The following is a 25,623-nucleotide window of genomic DNA, read 5'->3' as shown; positions in this document are numbered from 1 at the left end:
ACTTTGCTTTATGATAGGCTCATGGTAAAAGACATTTCAAGCAACACAAAATCTAAAGCGTATAAGCTTAGACACTAATCATAAAGTGTCTACAAAGGAGCTTTGAATTATGAAATACGATTTATCAAGGAAACCCACTCGCGGCGCGCAACGAACTTTGAGCGCCTTCTCTAATACGATGTTTCAAATGGTCAGTGAACAGCCATTTGAAAAAATTAACGTTAACCAATTATGCGAAATCAGCAATTATCCCCGCGCGACGTTCTACAACTACTTTGACGACAAGTATGACTTGCTAGAATATTGTTGGTACGTCTTAAGTGAACAAGTTGACTTGCAGCAATTTACGCAAATTCCTTCAGAAAAGTTGCTATTTGTTTATTTTGATCGCATTTATGATTTACTGAATGAACGCTACGAATGGTTAGCAAAAGTCCTTAAATTTAATTCTTGCAATAGTTCTTTAATCTGGGGATTTACCGAATACTTAAAAAAGCAAACACGGAAGATATTTCTTTCTTGTATCGCTTCCAAGTCGCAGCAGGCACCAGTAGATGTTCCAATTGAGCTGCTGGCTGATCATTACAGCAGTACCCTTTTATTGGTCTTGGAATGGATCTTTTTCAAGCAAAATAAGGTCGATAAAGAAGCAGCACATAAATATTTGAGAAAGCTATTAGCCATATAAGTAACCTAGCCGCATAGTGTCAAAGAAGCGTTAAGAACGAGAAATTCCGAACGGATAAGGGCTGTATAAAACGCCCATTTTTTGCCCTCACAGAGCCATCAAGGGCCGTTTTTGGCTGTCATTGATCCATCTGTTTTATTTTGGCAAAAAGGAAAGCCACAAAGGATGAATCCCTTGTGGCTCTAAGGCTAGTTGTTCAATTGGGTGACTGCCCCGGTAGCGTAATTAATGGATATATTCCGTTGCACATTCGGGACAAAAACATCACAAGCCTTTTAACTCCTTGCTGCTGTAAGGCTTAAAATATTCAGGGACCAATTACTATTTTTCCGTCGTCCTTCTATGGAAAAATATGCAGGGGCTTTTAGCTTCTATTTGATGTCTTCTTTTTACGTCACCGTCACTGGATTGTCCCCCGTTGAAAATTCTAAAAAAGAGATAAGTCATTATCATATTTATCGATAAACTTGGTAACGTCATTAGAATCTATCGGACTAAATGCGGATTGATTTAAGTCCCTAAGTGTTGTCGCTTTTAAAATTGAAATTATATCCACTCTTTTTAGAATATCCTTAGTGTACGGGCGTTTTGCATCACTGAAAGTAATGGACGACAACAGTCGATTAGTTTTTTCTCCATTTAATATTGCTGCAAAAATGTTAGCTTCTAGAAATATATCAAACCCCACAAAGTATACGGTATCATCTGTCATAACAGGTTTTCCATTTTTAGGTGGTAATATCGAAAATATCGGTTTCTTGTACATACCAGAAATCGCTACTTTATAAGGCTTAAATGAGTAATCCCCTACTCCAAAAATGGAAAATGGTGCTGAGTTGCGGTAGATAGACGACTTTCGCTTATCGAAAAACTCTCGATGGTCTTTAAGATATTGCCACATTGTAGGACTGTCAACTTTAATATGTGACGTATCTTGTTTTGGTTTTTGTTGGGTTACAATGACATATTTCCGAAAATCCCTGTGTATGTGTTGTTTACGGACATCTGAACTTTTAACCAATGGATAGATGTACTTTTTTGAAAGTTCATCATCACTGTATCTTTCTTTGAGTCCATTTACCCACTCTTCACCATCCCTTCGCAGCTCCATAATCTTACTTGCGTCATGTTTAATCCCACTACGCCAATCCCACATTGTCGAGTTATCGTATAAACATGATTGTTTGTATGCGGAAATATTTGAAACAAATTTATTGTTTGACCATCCAAATTTTTTAATTAGCTTATCGGGACTATATAAGCTGTATTCATTTACTGAATTATCAAACTGAGATTTTGTGTTAAATCCTATCATCATTAAACACGCGTCAGCTGAAGCATTAAACTCTTTTTTAGCATCAAATCTGTAAATATTAAATGTCGTTGGACGCAAGTTCGATGACGGGATGTATTTAATGATGTTTTTAGCTACGGTGTTTTTTACTAATAATGCCATTACCGATTGGGATGGGAATGTGCTCATTATATTAAGTAATGATAATGACATGTATTCTGCTATATCAAAGTTGGATTTTCCGGTTAGCGCATCATAACCCGAAAGTCCTTTTATGTTAGCTTTTTTAGGAATGTTCTTCGATTCAAATGCAGATAGTTGTGATACAGTTACCCACGGCAAATTACCAACAACCAAATTACTATGATGGGAACTAAATAGCGTGGACAAATCAAAAGAAAAGAAATCCTTGTTATATAGTTCATAATCAATATGTTTAACGGTTTTAGTTAGTGCCTCGTTATAGTAGGATTCTTGGATTTCTAGCCCTTTAATAGTTCTAGTATTCTGCAACACTTTGGGTATGCCTTCGATAAACGAACCTTTACCAAATGTGGGTTCTATAACATTTTCAAAATCAAATCCTCTCGTCTTAACGATTGACAAAACCCTTTTAACTAAACTTGATGGCGTTTGATAATCTCCATATTGATTAGCCATATAATTTATCAACTCCATCTACCGTTCCTGCGACTTTTATGATTCGCTTGTATGAGGCTCGCCACTGAAGTGCGTTGGATATGGATATATATCCCTGGTTAACACCATTTTGCTAAATCCTTTTAATAATGTGATTATATGTAATCTCGTCTCCTGGCAAATTTCTATCAGAAAGAACAGCATATAAATCTTCATCGTTTCCGCCAGCATCTAATGTTTGCCTGATTATTTTGGTCATTGTATAATCCGCTGTACAACTTTTATCGATAAAGCTAACGCTTGTGAATGTTAGGTTATTTTCTTTAGTATCATCTTTACTATATACAAATACGATTAAGTTGTACCCTAATCCAAATATTTTCTGGCTTGCATCTTTGAAAGGTAACGATGATTGAGGTTGCCGGATAGAAGTAAATTTTATATCAGTATTTATATCTGGTAAATCCACACCCTTGGCAGAGTTTCCCCAGTTGTTGCTTGTAAACCGTTCCCTTAAATAGTTCTTGAAGGAGTGTTCCAGATATGTTCCAACGTGTTTACCATCACTAGCGCCCACAATATCACTGATATGATGTGTAGATAGCTCGTGAGCAAATTCGCCGGCAACGCGCTTCAAACCTTCATTTGTTAAATTTTCCACACTAACGTTCCTACTTTCTATACCTAAATCAATATTGAGTATACACGATATCTAAATAAAGAAAAAGCACCCCGCCCAAATGGACGAGGTGCTAAATTCTTATCTACTTGTTTAATTGGGTGACTGCCCCGGTGGCGTAATTGATGGATATATTCCGTTGCACATTCGGGACAAAAACGTTAAAGGCTAAACTGCCGTCGCTGGAGAGGGCCTCAATGTGGGCACCAGCAGGAACCGCATCGTTACCGTTGTAAATATCAGTGACCCGGTAGCGGACCTGCTTGCCCCGGTCAAGGGCCTTGCGGACAAGCCCTTCATAATAATTCTGTCCGGTCGAAGTCGAGCTCCGGGCCTCGTTCGCCCAGGCAGTCTGCGTGGCGATGTTGGCGGGGTTCGCCTCCGAGGCATCAAAGCCGTGGAGGCCCCCGACTAGGGCATAGCCCAGCAGGTGTCCCCGGTCATAGGCGTGCCGGTAGCCCCCGGTCAGGTTGCTGGCCTGCAGGAAGCCCGCTGGCCGCCAGCCAGTGGCGCCATTGCCGGTCTGATTCCGGTTGCGGTACTGACGGGTAGTCCGATTAAGCCAGGCATCCCCGCGCCACACCCGGCCCTGCTGATCACGAAGGTTAACCGCGTACGGTGCACTACTAACGTTGGCATTCAGTTGGGGCCGGTTGTTATTCACAATGAATGCGCCGGCACCGTTCCAGCTGATGGAGCTCCCTAATTGCCGCCGAACGTCCGGCGTTAAGACCGCCTCCGCCTGCTCCTTAGTTGGCGGCAGGCTCTGCTGGCTGCTGCCGCGGTAATTATTACCGCCCCAGGAGACCAGCCGCTGGATGCCTTGTGCCCAGGCTGTATTGTTGCCATTAGATTGGTTAACGAAACTGCCGAACAGGATTACCAGCCCAATGGCAATTAAGCTTCGCCAGAATCGCTTCTTAATTCGATACATTTGCCGCTCCTTTCAAATAGTAAAAATCAGTTTTATTTTACTATACTTAGCGAACAAATGGTCAAGTTAATTTAAGAACCTGCTCGTTTAACGGGCCCGCTTTGCCGATATGGAGTAGAGAATCCAGGCTAGCAGGCCAAAGAAGATTGGCCCAAATGCCGTCCAGAAGGCCGTGGAATAATCATGCTCCAGCATTGGCTCGATGCAAGTAAAGAGAATCCCCACCGCGATTACCAGCCAGACCACAATGCTGATAACCCAGGTGCTGGTCATGCTCTTGTAAAAGACAAATGGCCGGTCGAGCCCCTTTTTCATCTTGAAGAATGGAAAGGCGCCGATGAGAAAAAGGTATGGTGCTGATGATGAAACGTTCATCATGTCGGTTAAAACCGTGTAGAACTTGCCGGCAGTGTCACCGCCAAAGGAAATGAAGAGAATAATCACGCTGACCAGGATGGCCTGTAACCACATTGCATTAGCGGGCATTTGAACCCGGTTGAGCTTCGTCAATTTTTGTGGCAAGAGCCGCGGGTCGCACCCCTCAATGAAGGACTTGATCGGTGAGTAGGTCATGACGAACGCCGCCCCGAGGCCGCCGAATACGTCTGTAAAGGCGGTAAACCGCGCGAAGGCCTTTCCAATTGCCAGCGCACCGGCATGGCTCAAACCAAGCTTGTCGCCGAAGACAACCCCCATGTTCTCAATCAGGACGTATTCGACGTTGGCCAGGTTGACACTTGATTTGCCTAACAGGTGGTGCCAATTAGCGGTTACCCCGCAGACGAAAATCGTGATGATATAAATCACGGTCATCATTACCGTGGCGATGATGACGGCCCGAGGGAACGTTTTTTCCGGCTTTTTGACCGCGTCAATCAGGCCGGCGGCTGTTTCCATCCCGCCGTAAGCGAACAGTGCGTAGACGATAAAGGAAATCACCGCAATTGGCGAAACAAAGTTGCTGTTGGGTGACTTAATCATTGCCGTCGCGGTTAGTGGCTCTGCCAGATGGCCCCCCTGCATTAGCCAAATAATCAGGCTGAGGACCACGAAGAGGACCGCAATTCCAATCGTAAACACCCCGCAGATTGAGGCGATTCGGGCAATCACGTTGACCCCCCGGGAGGCAATCAGGGTAACGACGAACAGAAAAATGATTTCTAAAATCCCCAGCGTTTCGTTGGCCCCTAAGCCGAACAGGTGCCAGGTCTGTGTTTCGTCGGTCCCTGAAATCATCGTCGACACTGATACTAAAAAGAACTGGGTTGACGAAACCAGCCAAACAATCCAAGCCGCCAGCCAGATGAAGGAGCCGATAAAAGCCGGCTGTTCACCAATTGACCCACGCAACCAGGAAAAGATTCCCCCATGGGCATCTTTAAACGTTGCGCCATACTCCGCAAACATCAGCGAGGATGGTGCGAAGAACAACAGTGCGGTCAGGACATACCAGATGATACTGGCGTAACCCATCTGAAAATAAGCGTTTTGTGCGTTGCTAAAGCCATAGATGGAGGAGAAGATCATGAGGACCAGGCTCATCAGGCTAATTTTACCAATAGTATTTTTATTCAAAATTACCCTTCTCTTTGTATAAACATTAATTGAACATAGTATATTGCTTTTTAAGCTAATTGTTAATAGCAAATCGCCAAATAATATTAAGGCGCCTCATGAAATCCTTAATCAAAAAAGCGCAGCTCGTAACGGAGGCGGCTTTTCGCCCTCAGCTTACTTGCTGCGCTTGCTTGTTTTAATTTATTAATTGGCCCGTGCTGGATCCCGCTTTAGCTGCCAGCGGAACGCCAGCCAAACGATGATGATAAAGATCACACCGACCGAAACGGAAACCCGGGTATCAGGGTTGAAGAACATGAAGACCAGGATGATTGCCAAGGCTGCTAAACTAAAGTAGTTGTACAGCGGGTACAGCGGCATCTTGAATGGGTGGTCAACTAAGTCTTCAGGGTGCTGCCGGCGGTAATTCAACTCGGCCAGCAGGATCACGAACCATGGTACCATCCCCGGCAGGACACTAGAACTATATACGATTACGAAGATGTTGCTTGCATCCTTATTGATGATTGAAATAATCGAGTTAACGATAAAGCCCAGGGCAATCCAGAAGGCAATCGTCAATACCGCTACGTTCGGCACAACCCGTTTGGAGAGCTTACCGAAGAACTTTGGCACCTGTTTGTCAATCGCCAGCTTGAAGAGCATCCGGCTGGCACTGTAAATTCCGGAATTTGCTCCAGACAGGGCCGCCGTCAAGACGACGAAGTTAATGATTCCGGCCGCACCGGTAATCCCAACCTTAGTAAAGGTTTCAACGAATGGTGAACCAACGGCTTCCAGCTTGTTCCATGGGTAGATTGAAACAATCACGAAGATTGCCCCGATGTAGAAGATCAGGATCCGCCAGATAACGGATTTAACTGACTTCACAATTGCGTGCCGCGGAGAAGCAGCTTCCCCGGCGGTAATTCCTAGCAGCTCGATTCCTTGATAAGACCCGGCAATCACTGACAGTGAGAACATGAAGCCCATGAAGCCGCCAGTGAAGAAGCCGCCGTGCGTCCAGAGGTTGGAAATCCCGACTGGCTGCCAGTTGTTACCAAAGCCAAGCACGATTACGAGGAGCCCGAGGATAATCATGACCACAATCGTCACAACCTTAATCATCGCAAACCAGAATTCCAGACGGCCGTATGCCTTCGCGGAAACCAGGTTGGCGAGGGTCAGCATCGCAATCACGATAATTCCGGAGAACCAGTCTGGCAGCTTCGGCCACCAGTAGTTCAGGTATTGTGACATCGCGATAATGTCTGAAATCCCCACGATAATGAATTGGAAGATGTTGCTCCACTTCGTCAGGTAGCCGGCAAAGGGGTGAATATACTTGTCGCCATAATCGGCAAAGGACCCGGTCCCGGGGCTAATGTAAATCATTTCCCCCAGCGCCCGCATCACGCCGTAAAGCACCAAGCCGACGAAGGCGTACGCCAGTAATACGGATGGCCCAGTCCACTTAATCGTTGACGTCGCCCCCATAAACAGACCACTACCGATGGTCCCTCCGATCGCAATCATTTCCATTTGTCCCGGCGTCATCGTCCGCCTTAGTTTGACCTTTTCTTCCGCCATGTAAAAAAACCTCTCTTTCCCTACAAAAAAAGCTACCCTGTTACTCCGCCCACTGAACATCGTCATTCGCTGCCGTCGTGGTTGAAGTAATTGGATAGCTGATTTATACAGTATTCAAAGGAATAAGAACTAATCCCCAACCACGTCTTAGTATGATGTGATTGTGGTGGAAGTAATTTCAATTACAGCATTAATCTTAAATAATTGCATTTTCGCTTCCTCCATTCCTTTTGGTTGTTATTAGAATACTATGAGAAAATTAAAATGGCAAGTGTTTATTTAAAATTAATACAATTTTTTCTTGAGGCCAAACATCATCGAAAGCGCTGTCCATGCCGCCACCATCAGACCGGCAGCCGATAACCCTGACCCCGAATCGTCCCCAGTTTGCGGGAGGACGAGCGGCTGCCCGGCCTGCTCATTGTTTTCTAATTGAGCAAGCGGGGCCTGCAACTGGTCCAGTCGCGCTTGCAAGCCGGGCACCGGGGCCGTTTCGTCATGCCCGGAGTTAGCAAGGTCGTTTCCCACTGATTGCTGGTCCTTAGTCGATCCCGGTTGGCGGTCACCGTCCGGCCGGCCAGGAGGTGTCGGCAACGCCGACGGAATTGCCTGGTAGGTAACTTCAACCGTCAGTGTGGCCTGGCCGGGAGCAGCGGCTTGGGCCGGAACAGCTTTTAAAGATGGCCGGTAGCCGGTCGGGACTGGCACGGTAAATTCTGGAAAAGCCGGCACCGACCACGGGGAATCCCCGACTTTTTTAGCCGTGACGGTTTGTTCATACACCTTATCGCCCTCTGGCAGGTGGCAGATAATCTTACGCGTCAGTTGCTTCGTCTGCGTTGAGGCTGCCGGTTGTTCCCCTATTTCTCGCACTAGAAAGAGGTAGAAGGGGTCCCGATAGTCATAACAAAGAAAGGAGTCCGGCAGCAGTTCCCGATTAATGTATTCCCAACCCTTGGGCGCTGCAGGCATTTGGACAATCCCCTGTTTGTCGACCGGCTGGCAAAGCATCGGGCCGACCTGTTTGCCGTGAATATCCCGAAAGAAGATCCCGGCGAAGGTGTTGGTCCGAATATCCCCCTGCTTGAGCGGCCGGTAGGTGATTTCAACCTTGCTGGCCTGAGTGTCTGGTGTCACGGCCGTAACCGGCACAAATGGCTGGGACGGTTTATAGCCTTGATAAACCGGCGGGAAATACACCTGCCAGATATTAGTGTCCGCTCCCACTGGCTCGGGACTAGCGGTCTGGGTGATAACATTTTTTTCGCCGCTGACCGGGTTAACAACCGTAATTTGCCGGTCGACGGTGGCTGCCCGCTGCTCTCCCACGGGAACTGCCGCTTGATCTGCCACTGCCGGCACCTGCTGTTCGCCGGTCACTGCTGTGTCCGCCAACGCGTTCGTAGATGCGAAGGTCAGCAGGGTAAGGGCAGTACAAATGGTAAGGGTGCCTTTAATACTGAGTTTATTCATAAGTGATCCTCCTCGTAATTGGTGCTCACTAAATAGATACGGGAGGATCGGCCGCTGGCATTAAAAAACTCGGCAGAAATTTTATTTCCTACCGAGTTAAGAGCGATTAGAGTGCGTGGAGAACCTTTTCGACATCGTCAACGATCTGCTTTGGTGTCAGGTGGTACCATTCATACAGGACGTCTAGCGGGACATTATCAGCAAATTCCCGGGGCGCCCCAAAGTTTAAGACCTTCATTGATTTTGGTCCATAGTAACGGTCAATTGTTTCACCAAAGCCCCCACTAAGGTTGCCGTCTTCCAGGGTCACGACGACATCATGATTTTCGGCAAGGTGGTGGAGAACTTCGGCATCAATTCCGGTCACCGACTTCGGGTTGATTAGTGTAGCGTCAATGTTGAGCTTGGCTTTCAGTTCGGTCCGCACGTCTTCGCCGAGCTGCCAGAAGTCGCCGACGGCCATGATGGCAACTTCGCTTCCCTGGTGAGCGATCTCGTACTGGATGTTACTGTAATCCGTTTGCGTCGCCTGGCCGTGCAATAACGGTTTTTCTGGCTGGCGGATGACGACCGGCTGGTCAGTCTGCTTAATCGCCCAGCGCAGCATGGAAATCAGCTCTTCCACATTGGTCGGCGCCAGGTATTCAATGTTTGGCAGGTCACTGATCATCGAAATGTCAAACGACCCCTGGTGGGTAGCTGATTCGGTAGCGATTGTGCCGCCCCGGACAATCATCACTACGGGAGCGTCGTTAAGCGCCATGTCATGAATCAGCTGGTCATATGCCCGTTGCAGGAAGGTGCTGTTTTGGAAGACCACCGGCCGGGCACCGGCAACCGCCATCGCGACGGCGGAACTGATGCACTCCTGCTCAGCAATTCCCGTGTCAAAATAACGGTCGGGATGCTTCTGTTGGAATTGTTTGAGGTTGAAGGCCCCCGGAATGGCGGCGTTCATTGCCACCACCGGTTCCCCCTCGGCAATTTGCCGATCCAGTTCCGCTAGGATCGCGTCACTGTACGATTCACCACTTGCCGGTTGTTTAGCAGCTCCCGTCTTCAGGTCGAATGGTGACCGCCAGTGGTAAGTCATCTTGTCCTTGACCGCGGGTTCGTAGCCCTTCCCCTTCAACGTGTTGACGTGTAGAACAATTGGATGGTCAATATCCTTGACGGCCTTGAAGGCGTCAATCATGGTCTGGAGATCGTTGCCATCTTTGACGTACCGGTAGTCTAACCCCATGAACTTAAAAATGTTGTTGGCAGCCTGACCGTCACTGTCACGGAGCTCCTTTAGTCCCTGGTAAAGGCCGCCCTGGTTTTCGTCAATTGACATTTGGTTATCGTTGACCACGATAATCAGGTTGGAATTAAGCTTTGCGGCGTTATTCAGGCCTTCAAACGCCAAGCCGCCGCTGAGCGAACCATCGCCGATGACCGCGACAATATTATCGCCGTCGTTGGTTTGAAGCAGGTCCCGCGCCTGGGCCATCCCAACGGCCAGCGCGATTGAAGTCGATGTATGACCGACCTGGAAGAAATCGTGGTTGCTCTCTTCCGGAGAAGTGAAACCGGAGATGTCTTCATAATGGTCGGGATCCAGGAAGCCAAGTTTGCGGCCCGTCAGCATCTTATGCGGGTAGCTTTGGTGGGAAACATCCCAAATCACCTTGTCATGAGGGGAATTAAAGACATAGTGGTAGGCAATGGTCAGCTCCATTGCCCCTAAGTTTGGTCCCACATGACCGCCAATTGCGGAATCACGTTCCAAGACCAGCTGTCGCATTTCGCGGGCCAGCTGCTTTAACTCATCAAGCGACATTCCCTTGATGTCTTGGGGCTCATTCACTTCATTTAATAAAAAATCTGGATGCCGATTCATTTGCCGCCACTCCTTTTTAGTCATCAACAACTCATCCATTTTAACGATTGTTCGTTTCTTAATATTTTAACACTTTTCACAAACTTGCGGGAATAAAGCACGCGAAAATTGACGAACCGCCCGGACTTCGATACCATAAATGAGGAAGAAAATTGTTTGCGGGGGTGCTGTCGTCACATGGGGGAACTAACAAATGCCGCGGTGGAAAAACTTTCGCCGCTGAAAAGGCTAACGCCTGAACAAGAAGGCCTGGTTGAGGATATTCTCGCCTTTGCTGGTCAACACATCACCGGGGCGTTTCCGGCGGTCTATACGGTCTATGGGGACGCGGGTACCGGCAAGAGCGTGGTGCTCTCCCAGCTTTTTGACCGCCTGCAAAGGGCGGCCCGGCATGACCAGACATCCCCTTTTTACGGAACGACGAACTACTTTTTGGTCAACCACCCGGAAATCCTAAAGGTTTACCGGGAAATTGCGGGGAGCCGGCCCGAATTGCTCAAAAAAGACTTCGCCCGGCCCACGTCTTTGATCAACCAGCTAGATAAGCAAGGACGGACGATTGACGTGGCGGTGATTGACGAAGCCCACCTGCTCCTCTCAAAGGCTGACCATTATAATAATTTTTACCATGACAACCAGCTTGTGGAGATCATCAAGCGGGCGAAGGTCGTTGTAATCGTCTTTGACCAGTACCAGGTGCTGCGGATGAAGAGCCTCTGGACACCCGAACGGTTACGCGCCATTACTGACCGGTACCCGCACCGGGAATATCAGCTCCGGCGGATGTTTCGAATGACGGCGAGCCCGGAGCTAGTTCAGTGGTTCAACCGGTTTACAAACGACTACTGCCTAAGTGCTTTTCCAAAGAATGCCCGCCACCACTATGATTTTCGGGTCTACGATGACGCCGAAGCGATGCGGCAGGCGATTGTCCGCCGCAATCAGGAGGTTGGCCTGTCCCGGATTTTATCGACGTCCGGCTACCCATCGACCCTAGATGGCGGCAAGCATTACATCCAAGAGGGGCGCTTTAAGATGCCCTGGGACCAGTATAACTATACCACGACGCCCTGGGCAGAGCTTCCCCAGACGATTAATGAAGTCGGTTCAATCTATACCTGCCAGGGCTTTGACCTCAACTACACCGGGATTATCATTGGTCCGCCGATCAGCCAGGTGCCCGGCAGCCGGGCCTTGCAAGTCAATTTAGATAAGTATACCGACAGCGAGGCGTTCAAAAAACGGGCGGATTTGACGGATCCTAAGACAGTTACCAAACTGGAAAAACGGATGATTATGAATTCACTCAACGTGCTGTTTAAACGCGGGGTTTATGGAACCTACCTCTATGCCCACGATCCCTTATTGCGGCGAACCCTTAGGCAGCTCTTTAACCAGGCCGGCCTAGCCATCCCTCAGGAGTATTAACAACCATGAAAAGAAAAATTAATAAGCCGCTGCTAATTGGGTGCGGAATTATTATTTCCATTATTTTAATTTATTTTATCTATCGTGATTACCAGCCGGAAATCAACCTCCTGCTCCACATGAACGACCATAACCGAATTGTGTTAATGCACATGATTCGCAGTCACGGAATTAAGGATATGCTGCTGCTGTTGGCCTTGATCGCCACTTTCAACGCGATTCCGGGGATGTCTAACTCGCTTGTCTGCATTTTAGCCGGTTTATGCTACGGCCCCATCGTCGGCTTCCTCATTAATTGGCTGGGCAACATCTTGGGGAACTGCGGGGTAATGAGCATTATCCGCGAAGTCGATATTTCTAAGCGGACCAGGAGCTCAAAGCTGCTGGGAGCGTTAATGCACCAGAAGCACCCCCTAATCGGCTTGACAATCGGGTTTATGGTCCCGGTAATCCCCAGTGTGCTGGTTAATTACGCCGGTGCGCAGCTCAATGTGAGCCGCCTTCGCTATCTGACCATGGTCACCGTCGGGATGGCGCCAACTTCCTTTATCTATGCCTTTGGGGGTGACGCGCTTTTCCAAGGCAACCGTCATAAGCTAATTGGGGCGGCGATCGCGATCGTCGTCGTGATTGCCATGTACCTTTTGATTAAAAAGCTGATTAAACGGGACCGGTCGGCTAAGCAGCCAGCGGCATAATACGCCTTTCACTGTTCCGAAGGTATAGTCAGTTACATTGTAAGTTTATGTAAAAAGCCAAGCGGCGGAGATTGATTCCCAGCCGCTTGGCTTTTTACAATTAAAGATCGATTTCCAACATAATTGGGGTGTGATCACGCCGCTCCCCACTGTCAATCATTGTCGATGAACTGACCCGGTCGGCCAGTCGGTCACTAATCAGCCAGTAGTCAATCCGCCATCCGGAATTGTTCTGCTTACTGGTCAGCACCCGTTGGGCCCACCATGAGTAAGCTCCCGCCTGGTCAGGGTGCAGGAAGCGAAAACTATCGGTGAACCCAGCATCAAGCAGCTTGCCGAAGTGGGTCCGCTCCTCATCGGTAAAGCCGGCGGAATGATGGTTGTTAGCCGGGTGGGCCAGGTCAATTTCCTCGTGGGCCACGTTGAAATCGCCACTAGCAATCACCGGTTTTTGCTGGTCAAGCTCGTGGAGGTAATCGCGGTAGCAGTCGTCCCACTGTTCCCGCTCCGCTAACCGTTTAAGCCCGTTTCCAGAATTGGGAGTATAGACCTCGGTCAGGAAAAAGTCCGGGAATTCCAGGGTGATGATCCGTCCCTCGCTGTCCATCGGTTCGGGCGCTCCAATTTGCGGATAGCTAATGGTCGGCTGATACTGTTCCCGGTAAAGGTACATGGTGCCCGCGTACCCCTTGCGTGCCGGTTCCACAGAACTCCGCCAGGCCACCTGGTAACCCGGGAAGAGGTCGGCGAGAACCTGAAGATGCTTCTTCGTCGGCCCGTTTTTAGACAGCTTGGTTTCCTGAATGGCCACGGCATCCGGTTCCAGTGCCGCGAGCTTCTTCAGGACCGCCCGAGTTTCCCCCGCCCGGGTAGAGGTTCCAGTTAATGCCGCGTTAATTGAGTCGATGTTCCAAGAAATAAATTTCATTTTCTGTTGCCGCTCCTTTATTGCTCATGCTGTCCCCTATTATACCTTTTTCCGGGGTGATTTCGAACCGGAATTATGTTGCACCTTGACAGCACCCGTTTTCTCCGTTATGATGTGGCTAATGTGAAACTGTAAAAGTTACAAGGAGGAAGCATGATGAAATTTAAACACGCTCTCGCCACTTCCCTATTGGCGGCCACCGTCCTGATTCTGGGAACGGTGATTCCGGCTGTTGCAAGCGCATCGAGCAGCAAGCCGATCATCGTTGGCTCAAAGAACGTTTCGGAAAGTAAAACGGTGAGTGAAATCTACGCGCTCGCCCTCGAACATGAAGGCTATAAAGTTACACGAAAGCCCAACGTTGCCAATAACGTTATTTTCCAAGCGACCCAGAGAGGTCAGGTGGACGTTTACCCTGACTACACCGGGACGATTGTTGAGGCCTACCTCAAAAAGCGGGCCAGTGGCAAAAGCGCTAGTGAAATTGCCAAGATTGCCCAACAGGGAGTGAAGAAGGATGGCTTGACGACTTTTGATTACGCCCCCGGTGACAACCGGCAGGGAATTGCAATGCCTACTAAGGTCGCGAAGAAGGACCATATTACTGATTTGAGCCAGCTGCAAAAACGGGCTGACAAGGTTCGTTTCGCTTCCCAAGGGGAATTTGAAAAACGGGCCGACGCGCTGCCGGCAATGAACAAGGCGTACGGCAAGTTCAATTTTAAGTCGATTAAGGACTACGATGCCAACCTCCTCTACAAGATCATGGAGCAGGGCAAGGCTGACGCGGCACCCGTTTCCACGACCGATGGCCAGCTGGCAACCGGGAAGTTTACCTTAATTAAAGATAATAAAAATATTTGGCCGCCGTACAACCTGGTACCCGTAGCCAACCAAAAAGCGGTTAAGAGCCACCCGAAGATGGCCGCAACGTTGAACAAGGTCGATGCCAAGCTGACCACGAAGCAATTGACCGCGCTCAACAAAAAGGTCAACGTCGATGGGCAGAACTACAAGGACGTTGCCAAAAACTGGTACAAGCAAAATATTCAATAATTAGTTAGGAGTGATTCTGTGCTTTCCCAGGTGGTCCAATATTTTCAGACCAATAGTGGTCAATACTGGCAGTATGTCGGCCAGCACCTTGTACTTACCGTTATCACCCTTGCGGCGTCGATGGCAATTGCCCTGCCGCTGGGCTATTGGGGAGCGCGGGTCAAGCCGGTGGCTAGTTTTTGTGTTGCCTTTGCGCAGGTGCTGCGGATAATCCCCAGCCTGGCCCTGCTATTTTTACTGATACCGGTGATGGGCACCGGGACCCTCCCCGCGCTGATTGCCTTGATCGTATTGGCCCTGCCGCCCTTGCTGATTAATACCATTTTAGGGTTTAACGAGGTCAGCCCACTGTACAAGGAAGTCGGGACCGCCCTCGGGATGGACCGGCGGCAGCTGCGCCGGCAGATTGAAATTCCGCTGGCCCTCCCCTACCTGCTCAATGGGATTAAACTGGCGCTGGTTGAAATTATTGCCAGTGCCACCCTTGCAACCTATATCGGGGCTGGCGGTCTGGGAACATTAATCTTTACGGGGCTCGGCCTGTACGATATGACCTACGTTGTGATTGGTGCCGTTAGTGTTGCGGCGCTCTCACTGGGCGCGATGCTGGGCTTTGACTTCTTAATCAGAAAGGTTCGTGAACATGACAACAGCAGCGATTCAATTTAACCACGTGCAAAAGCGGTTTGGTAACCAACTCGTCATTCCTGATCTGAGCTTTACGGTTAACCAGGGCGAGTTTATCACCATCCTTGGGACGTCCGGCTCGGGCAAGACCACGACTCTTAAAATGGTGAATGGGCTGTGTCAGCCCAGCGCGGGGGAAATCATTATTAATGGCCAGCCGCTCAGCAAGCTCGACCTGGTGCAGCTACGGCGCCACACGGGGTACGTGGTTCAGCAAATCGGCCTGTTCCCCCACATGACCGTTGCTCAAAATATCGCGGTGGTTCCGCAACTGCTGCATTGGGGTGCTGACAAGACCGCCCATCGGGTCCGTGAACTGCTCCAGCTGGTGCAACTGGCCCCGGCGGAATACGCTGACCGCTACCCGGCCCACCTGTCCGGCGGCCAGCAGCAGCGGGTTGGCGTGGCCCGCGCACTGGTTGCTAATCCGCCCTTTGTTCTGTTTGATGAGCCCTTTGGTGCGCTGGATGCTCTGACCAGGGAAGACTTGCAGCACGAAATTAAACGAATTCATGGTGCCCTGGCTGACAAGACCTTTATGTTTGTGACCCACGACATTAACGAAGCCTTGTTTTTGGGCAACCGGGTGCTGGTAATGCACGAGGGCCGGATCGAGCAGTTTGCTGCTCCCGCGGAAATCGTCAGCCATCCCGCGACCGCATTCGTAAAAAAACTCTTGGGCACGGTTCGCCAAAACCAAAACTTGTGGAGGCAGCAAGATGATTGAGTACTGGAATGAAAATTGGCCGACAATGATCGAAGACAGCCAGCAGCACGCCTTAATGGTTCTCACGGCGATTGGAATTGCGCTGGTGGCGGCCCTCGTCATTACCCTGGTCTTCCTCCGGCGGCGCAACTGGCTCAAGGGGCTGGTCTACTTCTTTTCCCTTTTGTATTCAGTTCCCAGCTTTGCCTTTTTCGCCCTCCTCCTGCCCCTCTCCGGACTAGGGATGCGGACCGCGATCATTGTCTTAGCCACCTACGCAGAGTATATCCTCTTGCGGTCGTTTATTACCGCCCTGCAGGGGATCGATCCCCAATTGCTGGAGGTTGCTTCGGGGATGGGAATGACCCGGCAGCAGGTCTTTTACAAAGTCCAACTGCCCCTGGCGTTACCGGCAATCTTTAGCGGTTTGCAGGTGGCCCTCGCCTCAACGATGGCAATGGCGACCATCGCGGCAACCATTAATGCCGGCGGACTGGGTCAGCTGTTGTTTGAGGGCCTGCAGGGGCAGCAGCTCGCCCCAATCCTCTGGGGGACCATTTTAACGGTGATCCTAACCCTGATTTGTGCGGGTTGCCTCCGCTTAATCGAGTGGAGCCTAACCCACAGCTGGCGGGCAGCGCAGACCAAACAGCGAAAGGAGGGAAAATAATGCGTGTTTCAACCCGGCTAAGCGATAGTATCCATATTCTTGCTTTCCTGCAGATTTTTCATGGGAAACTACCGCTCACCAGCGAAAACATCGCCGGCAGCGTCAGAACTTCGCCGGTGGTAATCCGCCGGCTGATGAGCGCTCTGCGGAAGGGCGGGCTTATTGAAACCGTCCCGGGGTCAGCGGACCCGCGGCTGGCCCGTCCCGCCAGTGAAATTTCGCTCTACGATATTTACCTCGCCGTTGAGGGAAGTGACCGCCACCTATTTACGATTGATGAAAAGACGGCCCCAGAGTGTATTGTTGGCGGTAACATTCAGGCAACACTAGCGGAGTATTACCACCAGGCTGAAGTGGCCGCCCAGGCGAAACTCGCCACGGTGACGCTCCAGGACGTTTTAGACAGTATCTTAGTCAGACAAGCCCAAAAAGAAGCGGCGCGGAGAAAGGATGAAAATAAATGAAATACTTAATCACTGGTGCCACCGGTCACCTCGGTGGAATGGTCGTTACGGAACTGAGCAAGCTGGTGCCAATGGACGAGCTCCGGCTAGGCGTTCACCGCTTGGAAAAGGCCGGTGCCCTTCAAGCGGCCGGCTATGAAGTGGTGGCACTAGACTACACTGACGTTGACAGCATGACCGCGGCCCTGACCGGAGTCGACGTTCTCGTCTATATTCCCAGCCTTACCTACCAGGTGCAGCAGCGGATCAGCGAGTTTGAAAATACGCTGACGGCGATGCAGCGGGCCAACGTAACGACCATTGTGGCGATGAGCTTTATCGCGGACCAGTACAACAACCCCTTTCAGATGGCCAGCTATTACGCCTACCTCCCCGCCCGCCTAGCAAGCAGCGGGTTGAACTATGCGGTAGTAAAAAATGCCTTGTACGCGGATCCGCTGGTACCCTACCTGCCGGAATTGATCGCACGGCAGAACGTGATTTATCCCGTGGGGAACCAGGCAATGTCCTTTATCAGCCGCGAAGACAGCGCGGAGGCGTTGGCAAGAATCGCGGTCCAGCCCTACCTGCATGACCACGGGCAAAACTACCTGCTGACGATGAAACAGAATTACAACATGGTTGAATTGAGCGCAATTATGTCTCAGGTAACCGGTAAGCAAATTGGCTACGCGCCGGTGACCCTGCAGGAATTTGCGGATCTTTACCGTTCCGAGGGGGACGGCGATGAATTAGCCTCGATGTACCACGCCGCTGCGCTGGGACTGATGGACGAGGTCACCACTGATTTCCAGCACATCACCGGTCATGCTCCCCAAAGCATGACGGAATACTTGACCCGCCATTATCAAAAGTAGGTACTATGCTGTGTTAAATTAATAAGCCCACCAAGTTCGGTTTTACCGTGCTTGGTGGGCTTATTGATGTATCTATGATCTCAGTAATGGAGGCTGGAAATTAATTCAGCCTCTTCGCTATTTTAAAGATAGTAATGCAACAGCACAGTAGCTGGCTGGCGGTTCAAATAGGCTTGCTGCGCATCGAAAGACAAATATCGAAAACAGCTTGCCCGCCGATTCTCGGTGTTTTTCTCACTCTTATTGGTTAAACCGGTCGACGTACTCCGCCAGGTACTGGGTCGTTAGACTGCACGGCTGGGCAATTAATGCCGCTGGTGCACCAGCCGCTACCACCTGGCCCCCATTCTTGCCGCCGCGGGGTCCTAAGTCCAACAGGTAGTCGGCGTTGGCCACCAGGTTCAGGTCGTGGGTAATGGTGATAATCGTGGCTCCCCGGTCGAGCAGCTGCTGCATAACGCCAAGGAGGGTCTTAACATCCAGCGGGTGCAGCCCGATCGTTGGCTCGTCAAAGACAAAGAGCGTGGTCGCCTGACGCCGGTTGAGGTGCTTGACCAGTTTTAGCCGCTGGGCCTCCCCGCCGGACAGCGACGGTGTGCTTTCTCCCAGGTGGAGGTAAGCGAGGCCAACTTCATCCAGCAATCGCAGCTCCTGTTCAATCTTCGGGACAGTGGTAAACACCCCCATGGCCGTCCGTACGTCGAGCTTGAGCAGGTCGACAATTGAATAGCCGTGCCACTTGACTTCCTGGATTGCCTGGCGGTATCGGGCCCCTTCGCAGGTCGGACAGGTTTGCTGCATATCCGGCAAAAACTGGATATCGAGGGTCACTACCCCGGTGCCGCCACAAGTTGGGCAGGCACCCTGCTTATTGTTGTAGGAAAAGTAGCTGGCTGTATAATGGTGCTCCTTTGCGGCGGGCTGGGCGGCAAAGAGCTTGCGCAAGTTGTCCATAATGCTGGTATAGGTAGCGACGGTCGACCGGGTTGTCTTGCCAATCGGCGCGGCATCGACGCTGACCACGCTTTTGATCGGGGCCGTCAGCGACCTCACCTGCCGGGGAAGCGGGTGGCCGCTGTTTTGGACCCTAATTGCCGGGACCAGGCTGTCCAGGATTAAGCTGGTTTTGCCGGCCCCGGAGAAGCCGGTGATGGCGCTTAACCGGTTTACCGGTAATTGTCCCGTAATCTTTTTGATGTTGTAGTAATCGGCCACCGTGAAACGAATGTTTTTCTTTGCCGGGAGCGGCTGGCGGGTCCGGGCCAGCAAGTGCGCCGTGCCGTTGAGGTAGGGGCCAATATTGGAGGACGGGTCCGCGGCAATCGCCTGGGGAGTGCCGGCAGTGAGAATCTGACCACCCGCTTCCCCGGAGCCGGGGCCGATTTCGATGATCCAGTCTGCTTCCCGGATAATGTCCACGTTATGGTCGACCACCACCAGGGAGTTTCCCTGGGCAACCAGCTCATGAAAAACGCCGAGTAGGCCCTTAATGTTGTCAGGGTGCAGCCCGATGGATGGCTCATCGAGGATGTAGAGGACCCCGGTCGTCTGTGTCCGCAGGGTCCGGGCTAGTTGGATCCGTTGGAGTTCCCCGGTTGAAAGGGTATTGCCATTCCGGGACAAGGTCAGGTAGTCGAGGCCAAGTTCCAGCAGCGGCCGAAGGTTATCATCAAATTCCTTAAACAGTGACCGGGCCATTGTCATCATATCGTCAGGCAGGGTTTCCAGCACCGCCCCTTTCCAATCCGCAAGTTCGCCCAGGGTCAGGTCGGTTACCTGGACGATGTTTAAACCGCCAGCTTCCTGCGTAAGCAGTTCTGGTTTGAGACGGGTGCCGTGGCAGACCGGACAGGTCGAGTAGCTGAAAAATTCGCTGATCCGTTTTTGCGAGCGCTCACTCTTGCTCGTCTGGGCAGAGCGGAGCACCGCTTCGTGGGCGTTTTCATAGAGGGCGTTGAAGTCGTGGAAGACCCGCCCGGTGCCGGAGCGAAAGTCCATCTTGAACTTTTGAGCCGGCCCGTTTAAGACAAAGTCCTTTTCCCTGGCAGTGAGGTCCTGGTAGGGAACGTTAATCCGGACCCCTGCCTGCTCCGCCACGTTTGGCATAAAGTTTCGTCCCGGCAGGTGCCAAGCGGCCACGGCCCCCTCGGCCAGGGTCAGCGTCGGGTCGCCGATCAACTTGCTTTCGTCGATTTGCCGCACCTTCCCGGTTCCCTGACAATTTTCACAAGCGCCGGCCGAGTTAAAGGCAAAGTCTTCCGCGCTATAAGCACTGAATTGGGCCCCGCAGACCGGGCAAGTCAGTCTACCCATCGCATCACCGCTCTTACTCATCGCTTCGGCAATCGTCAGGCTTGGCTTTAAGCGGTGACCGTTCGGGCAGACCGGTGAACCGAGCCGGGAGAAGATTAGCCGAATGACGTTGAACATTTCACTCATCGTTCCGACCGTTGCCCGCTCCGATGGAATCGCCGGCCGTTGCCGCAGGGCCAATGCTGATGGAATGTGCTTGACACTGCGGACCGCCGCCTGGGCACCAAGCTTGATCCGCCGCCGGGTATAGGTCGAGAGGGCTTCGAGGTAGCGCCGGGACCCCTCCTCATATAAGATTCCCATCGCCAGTGAGCTCTTCCCGGAGCCGGAAAGACCAGAAACGGCCACAAACTTGTGGAGAGGAATGTCGACGTCGATATTTTTTAAGTTGTGGACCCGCCCGCCCCGGACTTCGACCTGGGCCGGAATCACCTTTTGCTGATTAGTTGCCACTTACGGATGCTCCCTTCGTGATTTTTAAATTGAAAGTATTTGCTATTAGGCCGACTACCATCATATAATATTTGGCAAGAAAAGAGGAATGATTTGAATATGAAAATGCGTAGAATTGACCATATCGTGCTGACCGTCAGCGACTTGGAAGAGTCCACCCGCTTCTACCATGAGGTTTTCGATATGCCAGTGATTGACCAGCAGAACAGCGCTCAACTGGTCACGTTGCGGTGCGGCCACCAGTTAATCCGACTGCAAAAGGCGGACCGGCCAACGGAATTGAAGGCGCCCCACCTCACTACCGGCGCGGCTGACTTTTGTATCGTCGCTGGCGACAAGCTGGATGATATCCTTCACCACCTCAAAAGCTACTTTGTCGAAATTGTGGCGGGCCCGGTTGAAAAACACGGTTCAGAGGGCCCAATGACGTCCGTTTACGTTCACGACCCGGACAATAACCTGGTGGAGATTGCGGTCTACAAAAATAAATAGGATGAGAAAAGGCACCCCAAATCAACTGAAATGAAGCTGATTTGGGGTGCCCTCTATATAAGTTCCCCTAGCAATAGTGCCAGTAGGAGCAATAGCCCGGCGACCCAACGGTGGTCACGCAAAATCCCGAGGTAGTCCCGGACAAGCGCTAACGGCAGGTAGTGCCAGGGTGTCGGCGCGGGTAAAAATTGGTACCGTTGGCCTAACTGCCGGCTGTAAATCCAGGCTCGCGGAACGTGAAAGGAGCTCGTCACGACCACCACCCGTGGCTGCCCCGTCCCCGACCAGTGCTGGGTAATCAACCGCTGACTATAAGCAAGGTTCTGCCAGGTATTACGGGCTTGCGATTCCTGCAACAGTTTCTCCGGCGGGAGCCCGCACTCCAGCAGGAAGGCCGCCATTGCCGCCGCTTCCGTGACCTGGTCGCCATGGACCCGACCGCCGCTGACCACGATTGTTACCGTGGGCTGGCGCTGCCAAAACTGCGCGGCCCGGGTCAAACGAGCGGCTAGTACCGGTGGAACCTTTCCCTGTGCTAGTCCAGCCCCTAGAACAATTAGGTAGTCTGCGTGGTGAGGATGAAGTCTCCAGGACAGGAGCCCCACAGCCAAGCTAAAAATTAGCAGGCCCACGGTTGCCAATCCGGCGGTAACGGTGGTTAGCAACCAGAGCTGCCATATCATCCCCGCCCGGTTTTCCGGTTGACTGCCCAGCAGTCCCGGAAGACAAATAAGCAGGTTCAGCCCCTGCAAAATTAGTGTCCACCGGTTAGCGGCTAAGCTGGCAGCCTTATTTTTGAACCGCCGGATTAGGACGAGGTAAATAGTTGTCCCCCAGCAAGCGGCGGTTAGAACAGTCATCAGCAAAAACATTATTAACTTCATCACCATACTCACTTCTTATTGTTATGCCAGCGCCTGATCCGGTGCCACAGCTCGCTTACGATGAGGACAATGATTACCCCAATCGAGATGGCGTAACCAAAGACCCCCAAGTGGTAAATATGCGGGTGGCGGGTGCTGCTTTCGATCAGCAGCGAGGAACCCAGGATGACCGCCGCCAACACGATCACGACCAGCAGTCGGTTAGCAACGCGCTCAACCTGTTTGAGCAGCTGCCGTTGGCCCGGGTAGCGTAATTTTACCTCGATGTCGCCGCTGTTAAAGGTGTCGAGGGCCGTGTCAATTCGTTCCGGCAGCTGGCCAGCTGATTCTAATACCGACCATAATTTAAATAAGCTGTCGTCAGCAAGGTCTCGGGCTTTAAATTTGCGTCTGAGGTAGGCTAGCCCAAACGGCCGGGCGACCGCCATCATTGAAATATCCGGATCCAGTCGGGCAACCGTCGACTCCAGGGTGCCAAAGGCCTTAATCAGCATGGTCACTTCCGGCTTGATCTGAAGGTGATTTTTCTCACAGAAGCGGATAATCCGGTAAAGCATATTCGAGAAATCAATCTGGCCCAGCCCTTCGGCCAGGTACGGGCGCATGAACCCCGCCAGTTCCTTAGTAAAGCGGAGCTGGTCGAGTTCGCCAGTCTGGTTGCAGATTCCTAAGACGGCCTGGGCAATCCGGTGCTGGTCCTTGCTGGTCAGCGCTAAAACCACCTCGGCAATTCCGTCGGCCATTACCGGCGTGAGCCGCCCCATCATGCCAAAATCCAGGTAAACCAACCGGTATGGCGGCAAGGATCGTTGCTGCTGGTAGGTAATTTCGGTGTGCTTAAACGAGTGCTGAAATTCCCTGCCGGCTTCCAGCTGACCCGCGGGCGCCGTGGCAAAGAGAATGTTGCCGGGATGCGGGTCGGCATGGAAGAAGTGGTCGACAAAGACCTGCTTCATGAAGTTGCGCACCAGTGCCGTCGCCAGTGACCGGTTTCGTTCCTGCTCCGCGTCAGTGGTCACAACGAAGAGCTGGCGGATGCTCTTCCCGGTCATTGCCTGATTAACTAAAATTCGGGGAGCACAGTATGACGGGTAAACCTTGGGCACCGCAAAAATCCCCTGCCCGTTATTCAAGCGGTAGAACTCTTCACCATTGTGTGCCTCTTGCAGGGTGTTGATTTCGCTCAAAAGGGAGCTGCTGATTTCATCTAAGGTCCGGTCCAAGTCAACAACCGCCGTATTTGCGGGCACGTACTTGACCATTTTAACGGCTCGCCGCAGCAGGGCTAAGTCAGTATTGACCAGCTGGGTGACCGCGGGATGCTGAACTTTCACCACCACCGGCGTCCCATCTAAGAGGGTGGCGTGGTGGACCTGACCGATGGAAGCAGAGGCAAACGGCTCCTGGTCAAATTCCTTGAAGACCGCCGCGATGGTCTTGCCGGTCGCCTCTTCAAAGCTTTGCTGGACGCTGGCAAATGAATCAGCCGTGACCTGGTCCTGGAGCTTGCGGAGGGCCCGTACGTAGTCGGCAGAAACCAGGTCCGGACGCGTCGATAGGATTTGGCCCAATTTAATAAAGGTGGGGCCCAGCTCCTGCAGGGCGTTACAGATTGCTTCCGGATCCCGTTGATGGTAAAAATTAGAAATAAAGTGGTATTTCCGCATCACCGCAATGATTTCCCTTAAGCGGGTCCCCTGCTTTATTTCCGCCTGCTGTTGATTTTCCATGTGCTCTCCCACCCTCACTCAGTTTGCTTATCTTAATTTTACCGCACTTTTTTACTAAATAGTTGGTCAGCCAAATGGGAAATTGATACAATAGGACTAAATAGCAATGAAAGATTAGGTGAGTTTGTAAGTTATGGATGCACTATGGTCATCTTATTGGTTTAGATTACTCGTAATTATTTTGATTCTGCTGCTGGCGGCCCTCTTTACTCTGCTGGAATATTCCGTGGTTAAGGTCCGGCCCAGCGAGCTGCAAGAGCTTCGCCAGACGCGGAAGGTCAAGCGCGCCGAGCACATGGTCAACAACTTAAATGAATACTTGTCGACTGCTCAGGTTGGGGTTACCATGACTTCTCTGGTATTAGGGTGGATTGGTGACCAGTTCATCACCGACCTCCTGTTAAAGATCCACCTGATTCCCAAGGAAGTGCTGGTTCCGCTGGCACCTGTAATCGGGGTCCTGATCTTTACCTTCTTCCACGCTGTCTTCACCGACTTGGTACCGAAGAACATGGCAATTGACCGGCCGGTCCAAATCCTGCTGGCCATCGTTCACCCGATCCAGTTTTTCCACACGGTCTTCTACCCCTTCGTGTGGCTGTTTGCCGTTACGGCGGCCTGGATTACCAAGCTGCTGGGCTATAACGTCCAGCCGGAAGAGGATACCTATTCGCAAAACGAAATTATGACCCTCTCCCAACAATCCGAAAAGGCTGGGGAAATGGATAAGGAAGACGTGCTCTTCATGCGGCGGGCCTTTGAAATGAACGATAAGGTTGCCGAAGACATCATGATCGACCGGACCCAGCTAGCGGTCATCGACATCCAGGCTTCGATCGAAGATGCGGCCAAACTCTACTTTGAAAAGAAGTTTACCCGTTTCCCGGTGGTGGCCAATAACGATAAGGATCACATCCTGGGTTACGTCTTTGCCTATGACATCATGCGGCAAAACCAGATTAACCCACAGCAATCGATTCGGACGATTATGCGCCGCATCCCGATTGTTTATGAGAACGAACCGATTACCAACGTCTTGCAAACGATGGTTAAAAAGCAGGTGCCAATCGTGGTCGTCCAGGACGAGTATGGTGGTACGTCCGGGATCGTAACTGATAATGACATTTACGAAGAACTCTTCGGAACGGTGGGCGAAGAAATTGACCACGCCACTTCCGACATGATTAAAAAAAAAGATCCGGACAGCAAGGGGAACCCGACCTATGAGGTTTCCGGGAAAATGCCGCTGGATGACTTTGAGCGTTTCTTCCACACCAAGATCGACCAGTTTGAAAATTCTGAAGTAACGACGCTGACCGGGTTCTTCCTGGAGCGCCAGTACGACATGAAGGTCGGCCAGCCAATCAGAGTCGAAAACTTCTCCTTCACTCCGCTCGACCTGCAAAATGCGTACGTTAATAAGTTTAAAGTGGTTTATATCAAGCCCAAGAAAACACCGAAGAACTCGGACGACGAACATAAGCAGAAGTAAATAGAAAATGAGAGGCTGGGAATTAACTC

Annotated in this window: 22 protein-coding genes; 11 read left to right on the top strand and 11 right to left on the bottom strand. The window is 51.1% G+C overall.

Annotated features, from left to right (window positions below; all coding sequences use genetic code 11):
- Positions 1–109 precede the first annotated feature (109 nt).
- A complete protein-coding gene (locus tag HMPREF0494_RS01480; RefSeq protein ID WP_007123141.1) occupies positions 110–688 on the top strand; it encodes a TetR/AcrR family transcriptional regulator in 579 nt (192 codons plus the stop codon).
- Positions 689–1,115: 427 nt separating this feature from the next.
- Here HMPREF0494_RS01480 and HMPREF0494_RS01475 read toward each other — a convergent pair whose 3' ends face one another.
- From HMPREF0494_RS01475 to HMPREF0494_RS01445, 7 genes are all read right to left on the bottom strand, one after another.
- Positions 1,116–2,642 carry a hypothetical protein gene (locus HMPREF0494_RS01475; protein WP_050759631.1) on the bottom strand — a complete coding sequence of 509 codons (1,527 nt, stop codon included), beginning with the start codon at positions 2,640–2,642 and terminating at the stop codon, positions 1,116–1,118.
- Between the two features lie 112 nt (positions 2,643–2,754).
- The gene (locus HMPREF0494_RS01470; protein WP_007123139.1) at positions 2,755–3,282 is read right to left on the bottom strand and encodes a hypothetical protein; all 528 of its coding nucleotides are present in this window, start codon (positions 3,280–3,282) and stop codon (positions 2,755–2,757) included.
- Between the two features lie 103 nt (positions 3,283–3,385).
- Positions 3,386–4,234 (bottom strand): DNA/RNA non-specific endonuclease, encoded by an 849-nt coding sequence (locus tag HMPREF0494_RS01465; protein WP_007123138.1) that lies wholly within the window; start codon positions 4,232–4,234, stop codon positions 3,386–3,388.
- A gap of 87 nt (positions 4,235–4,321) precedes the next feature.
- A complete protein-coding gene (yjeM, locus tag HMPREF0494_RS01460; protein ID WP_040458646.1) occupies positions 4,322–5,809 on the bottom strand; it encodes a glutamate/gamma-aminobutyrate family transporter YjeM in 1,488 nt (495 codons plus the stop codon).
- A 186-nt stretch (positions 5,810–5,995) separates the two neighbouring features.
- The gene (locus HMPREF0494_RS01455) at positions 5,996–7,381 is read right to left on the bottom strand and encodes an amino acid permease (RefSeq protein WP_040458645.1); all 1,386 of its coding nucleotides are present in this window, start codon (positions 7,379–7,381) and stop codon (positions 5,996–5,998) included.
- 285 nt (positions 7,382–7,666) lie between these two features.
- On the bottom strand, positions 7,667–8,854 hold the full coding sequence (locus tag HMPREF0494_RS01450; RefSeq protein ID WP_007123135.1) for an LPXTG cell wall anchor domain-containing protein: 1,188 nt from the start codon (positions 8,852–8,854) through the stop codon (positions 7,667–7,669).
- A 106-nt stretch (positions 8,855–8,960) separates the two neighbouring features.
- Positions 8,961–10,736: a 1-deoxy-D-xylulose-5-phosphate synthase gene (locus HMPREF0494_RS01445; RefSeq protein ID WP_040458644.1), complete on the bottom strand. Its 1,776-nt coding sequence runs from the start codon at positions 10,734–10,736 to the stop codon at positions 8,961–8,963.
- 177 nt (positions 10,737–10,913) lie between these two features.
- Between HMPREF0494_RS01445 and HMPREF0494_RS01440 the strand changes: the two genes are divergently transcribed.
- Together HMPREF0494_RS01440 and HMPREF0494_RS01435 are read left to right on the top strand one after the other, a co-directional pair.
- A complete protein-coding gene (locus HMPREF0494_RS01440) occupies positions 10,914–12,164 on the top strand; it encodes a DUF2075 domain-containing protein (protein WP_007123133.1) in 1,251 nt (416 codons plus the stop codon).
- A gap of 5 nt (positions 12,165–12,169) precedes the next feature.
- Positions 12,170–12,862 (top strand): TVP38/TMEM64 family protein, encoded by a 693-nt coding sequence (locus HMPREF0494_RS01435; RefSeq protein ID WP_007123132.1) that lies wholly within the window; start codon positions 12,170–12,172, stop codon positions 12,860–12,862.
- Positions 12,863–12,962: 100 nt separating this feature from the next.
- Here HMPREF0494_RS01435 and HMPREF0494_RS01430 read toward each other — a convergent pair whose 3' ends face one another.
- Positions 12,963–13,790 (bottom strand): exodeoxyribonuclease III, encoded by an 828-nt coding sequence (locus HMPREF0494_RS01430; RefSeq protein ID WP_007123131.1) that lies wholly within the window; start codon positions 13,788–13,790, stop codon positions 12,963–12,965.
- Positions 13,791–13,946: 156 nt separating this feature from the next.
- On the opposite strand from HMPREF0494_RS01430, the gene HMPREF0494_RS01425 reads away from it, so the two are divergent.
- The 6 genes from HMPREF0494_RS01425 to HMPREF0494_RS10880 are packed head-to-tail and all read left to right on the top strand — an operon-like array spanning position 13,947 to position 18,230.
- Entirely contained in the window at positions 13,947–14,846 is a 900-nt protein-coding gene (locus tag HMPREF0494_RS01425) for a glycine betaine ABC transporter substrate-binding protein (RefSeq protein WP_040458643.1), read from the top strand.
- 18 nt (positions 14,847–14,864) lie between these two features.
- Positions 14,865–15,515 carry an ABC transporter permease gene (locus HMPREF0494_RS01420; protein WP_007123129.1) on the top strand — a complete coding sequence of 217 codons (651 nt, stop codon included), beginning with the start codon at positions 14,865–14,867 and terminating at the stop codon, positions 15,513–15,515.
- Positions 15,490–16,260 (top strand): ABC transporter ATP-binding protein, encoded by a 771-nt coding sequence (locus HMPREF0494_RS01415; RefSeq protein ID WP_007123128.1) that lies wholly within the window; start codon positions 15,490–15,492, stop codon positions 16,258–16,260. Before HMPREF0494_RS01420 ends, HMPREF0494_RS01415 begins: the two co-directional genes overlap by 26 nt.
- Positions 16,253–16,909 (top strand): ABC transporter permease, encoded by a 657-nt coding sequence (locus tag HMPREF0494_RS01410; RefSeq protein WP_007123127.1) that lies wholly within the window; start codon positions 16,253–16,255, stop codon positions 16,907–16,909. Before HMPREF0494_RS01415 ends, HMPREF0494_RS01410 begins: the two co-directional genes overlap by 8 nt.
- On the top strand, positions 16,909–17,373 hold the full coding sequence (locus HMPREF0494_RS01405) for an Rrf2 family transcriptional regulator (protein WP_007123126.1): 465 nt from the start codon (positions 16,909–16,911) through the stop codon (positions 17,371–17,373). The genes HMPREF0494_RS01410 and HMPREF0494_RS01405 overlap by 1 nt, the downstream gene beginning before the upstream one ends.
- The gene (locus HMPREF0494_RS10880) at positions 17,370–18,230 is read left to right on the top strand and encodes an SDR family oxidoreductase (protein WP_007123125.1); all 861 of its coding nucleotides are present in this window, start codon (positions 17,370–17,372) and stop codon (positions 18,228–18,230) included. Before HMPREF0494_RS01405 ends, HMPREF0494_RS10880 begins: the two co-directional genes overlap by 4 nt.
- Before the next feature lie 240 nt (positions 18,231–18,470).
- Here the strand turns inward: HMPREF0494_RS10880 and HMPREF0494_RS01395 are convergent, their stop codons facing one another.
- Positions 18,471–20,996: an excinuclease ABC subunit UvrA gene (locus HMPREF0494_RS01395; RefSeq protein WP_007123124.1), complete on the bottom strand. Its 2,526-nt coding sequence runs from the start codon at positions 20,994–20,996 to the stop codon at positions 18,471–18,473.
- A gap of 99 nt (positions 20,997–21,095) precedes the next feature.
- Here HMPREF0494_RS01395 and HMPREF0494_RS01390 point away from each other — a divergent pair, with 99 nt between their 5' ends.
- A complete protein-coding gene (locus HMPREF0494_RS01390) occupies positions 21,096–21,488 on the top strand; it encodes a VOC family protein (protein WP_007123123.1) in 393 nt (130 codons plus the stop codon).
- A 53-nt stretch (positions 21,489–21,541) separates the two neighbouring features.
- On the opposite strand, the gene HMPREF0494_RS01385 is transcribed toward HMPREF0494_RS01390, so the two are convergent.
- Both HMPREF0494_RS01385 and HMPREF0494_RS01380 read right to left on the bottom strand, forming a co-directional pair.
- The gene (locus HMPREF0494_RS01385; protein WP_225430231.1) at positions 21,542–22,372 is read right to left on the bottom strand and encodes a YdcF family protein; all 831 of its coding nucleotides are present in this window, start codon (positions 22,370–22,372) and stop codon (positions 21,542–21,544) included.
- Positions 22,373–22,380: 8 nt separating this feature from the next.
- Complete coding sequence (locus HMPREF0494_RS01380) at positions 22,381–24,102, bottom strand: ABC1 kinase family protein (RefSeq protein ID WP_007123121.1); 1,722 nt, start codon at positions 24,100–24,102, stop codon at positions 22,381–22,383.
- 133 nt (positions 24,103–24,235) lie between these two features.
- On the opposite strand from HMPREF0494_RS01380, the gene HMPREF0494_RS01375 reads away from it, so the two are divergent.
- Positions 24,236–25,594 carry a hemolysin family protein gene (locus HMPREF0494_RS01375; RefSeq protein WP_007123120.1) on the top strand — a complete coding sequence of 453 codons (1,359 nt, stop codon included), beginning with the start codon at positions 24,236–24,238 and terminating at the stop codon, positions 25,592–25,594.
- Positions 25,595–25,623: the final 29 nt, after the last annotated feature.

It is taken from the genome of Limosilactobacillus antri DSM 16041, assembly GCF_000160835.1.
GTDB lineage: Bacteria > Bacillota > Bacilli > Lactobacillales > Lactobacillaceae > Limosilactobacillus > Limosilactobacillus antri.
Note: the sequence above shows the minus strand (reverse complement) of the source record. Positions and strands in the feature narration are given on the sequence as shown.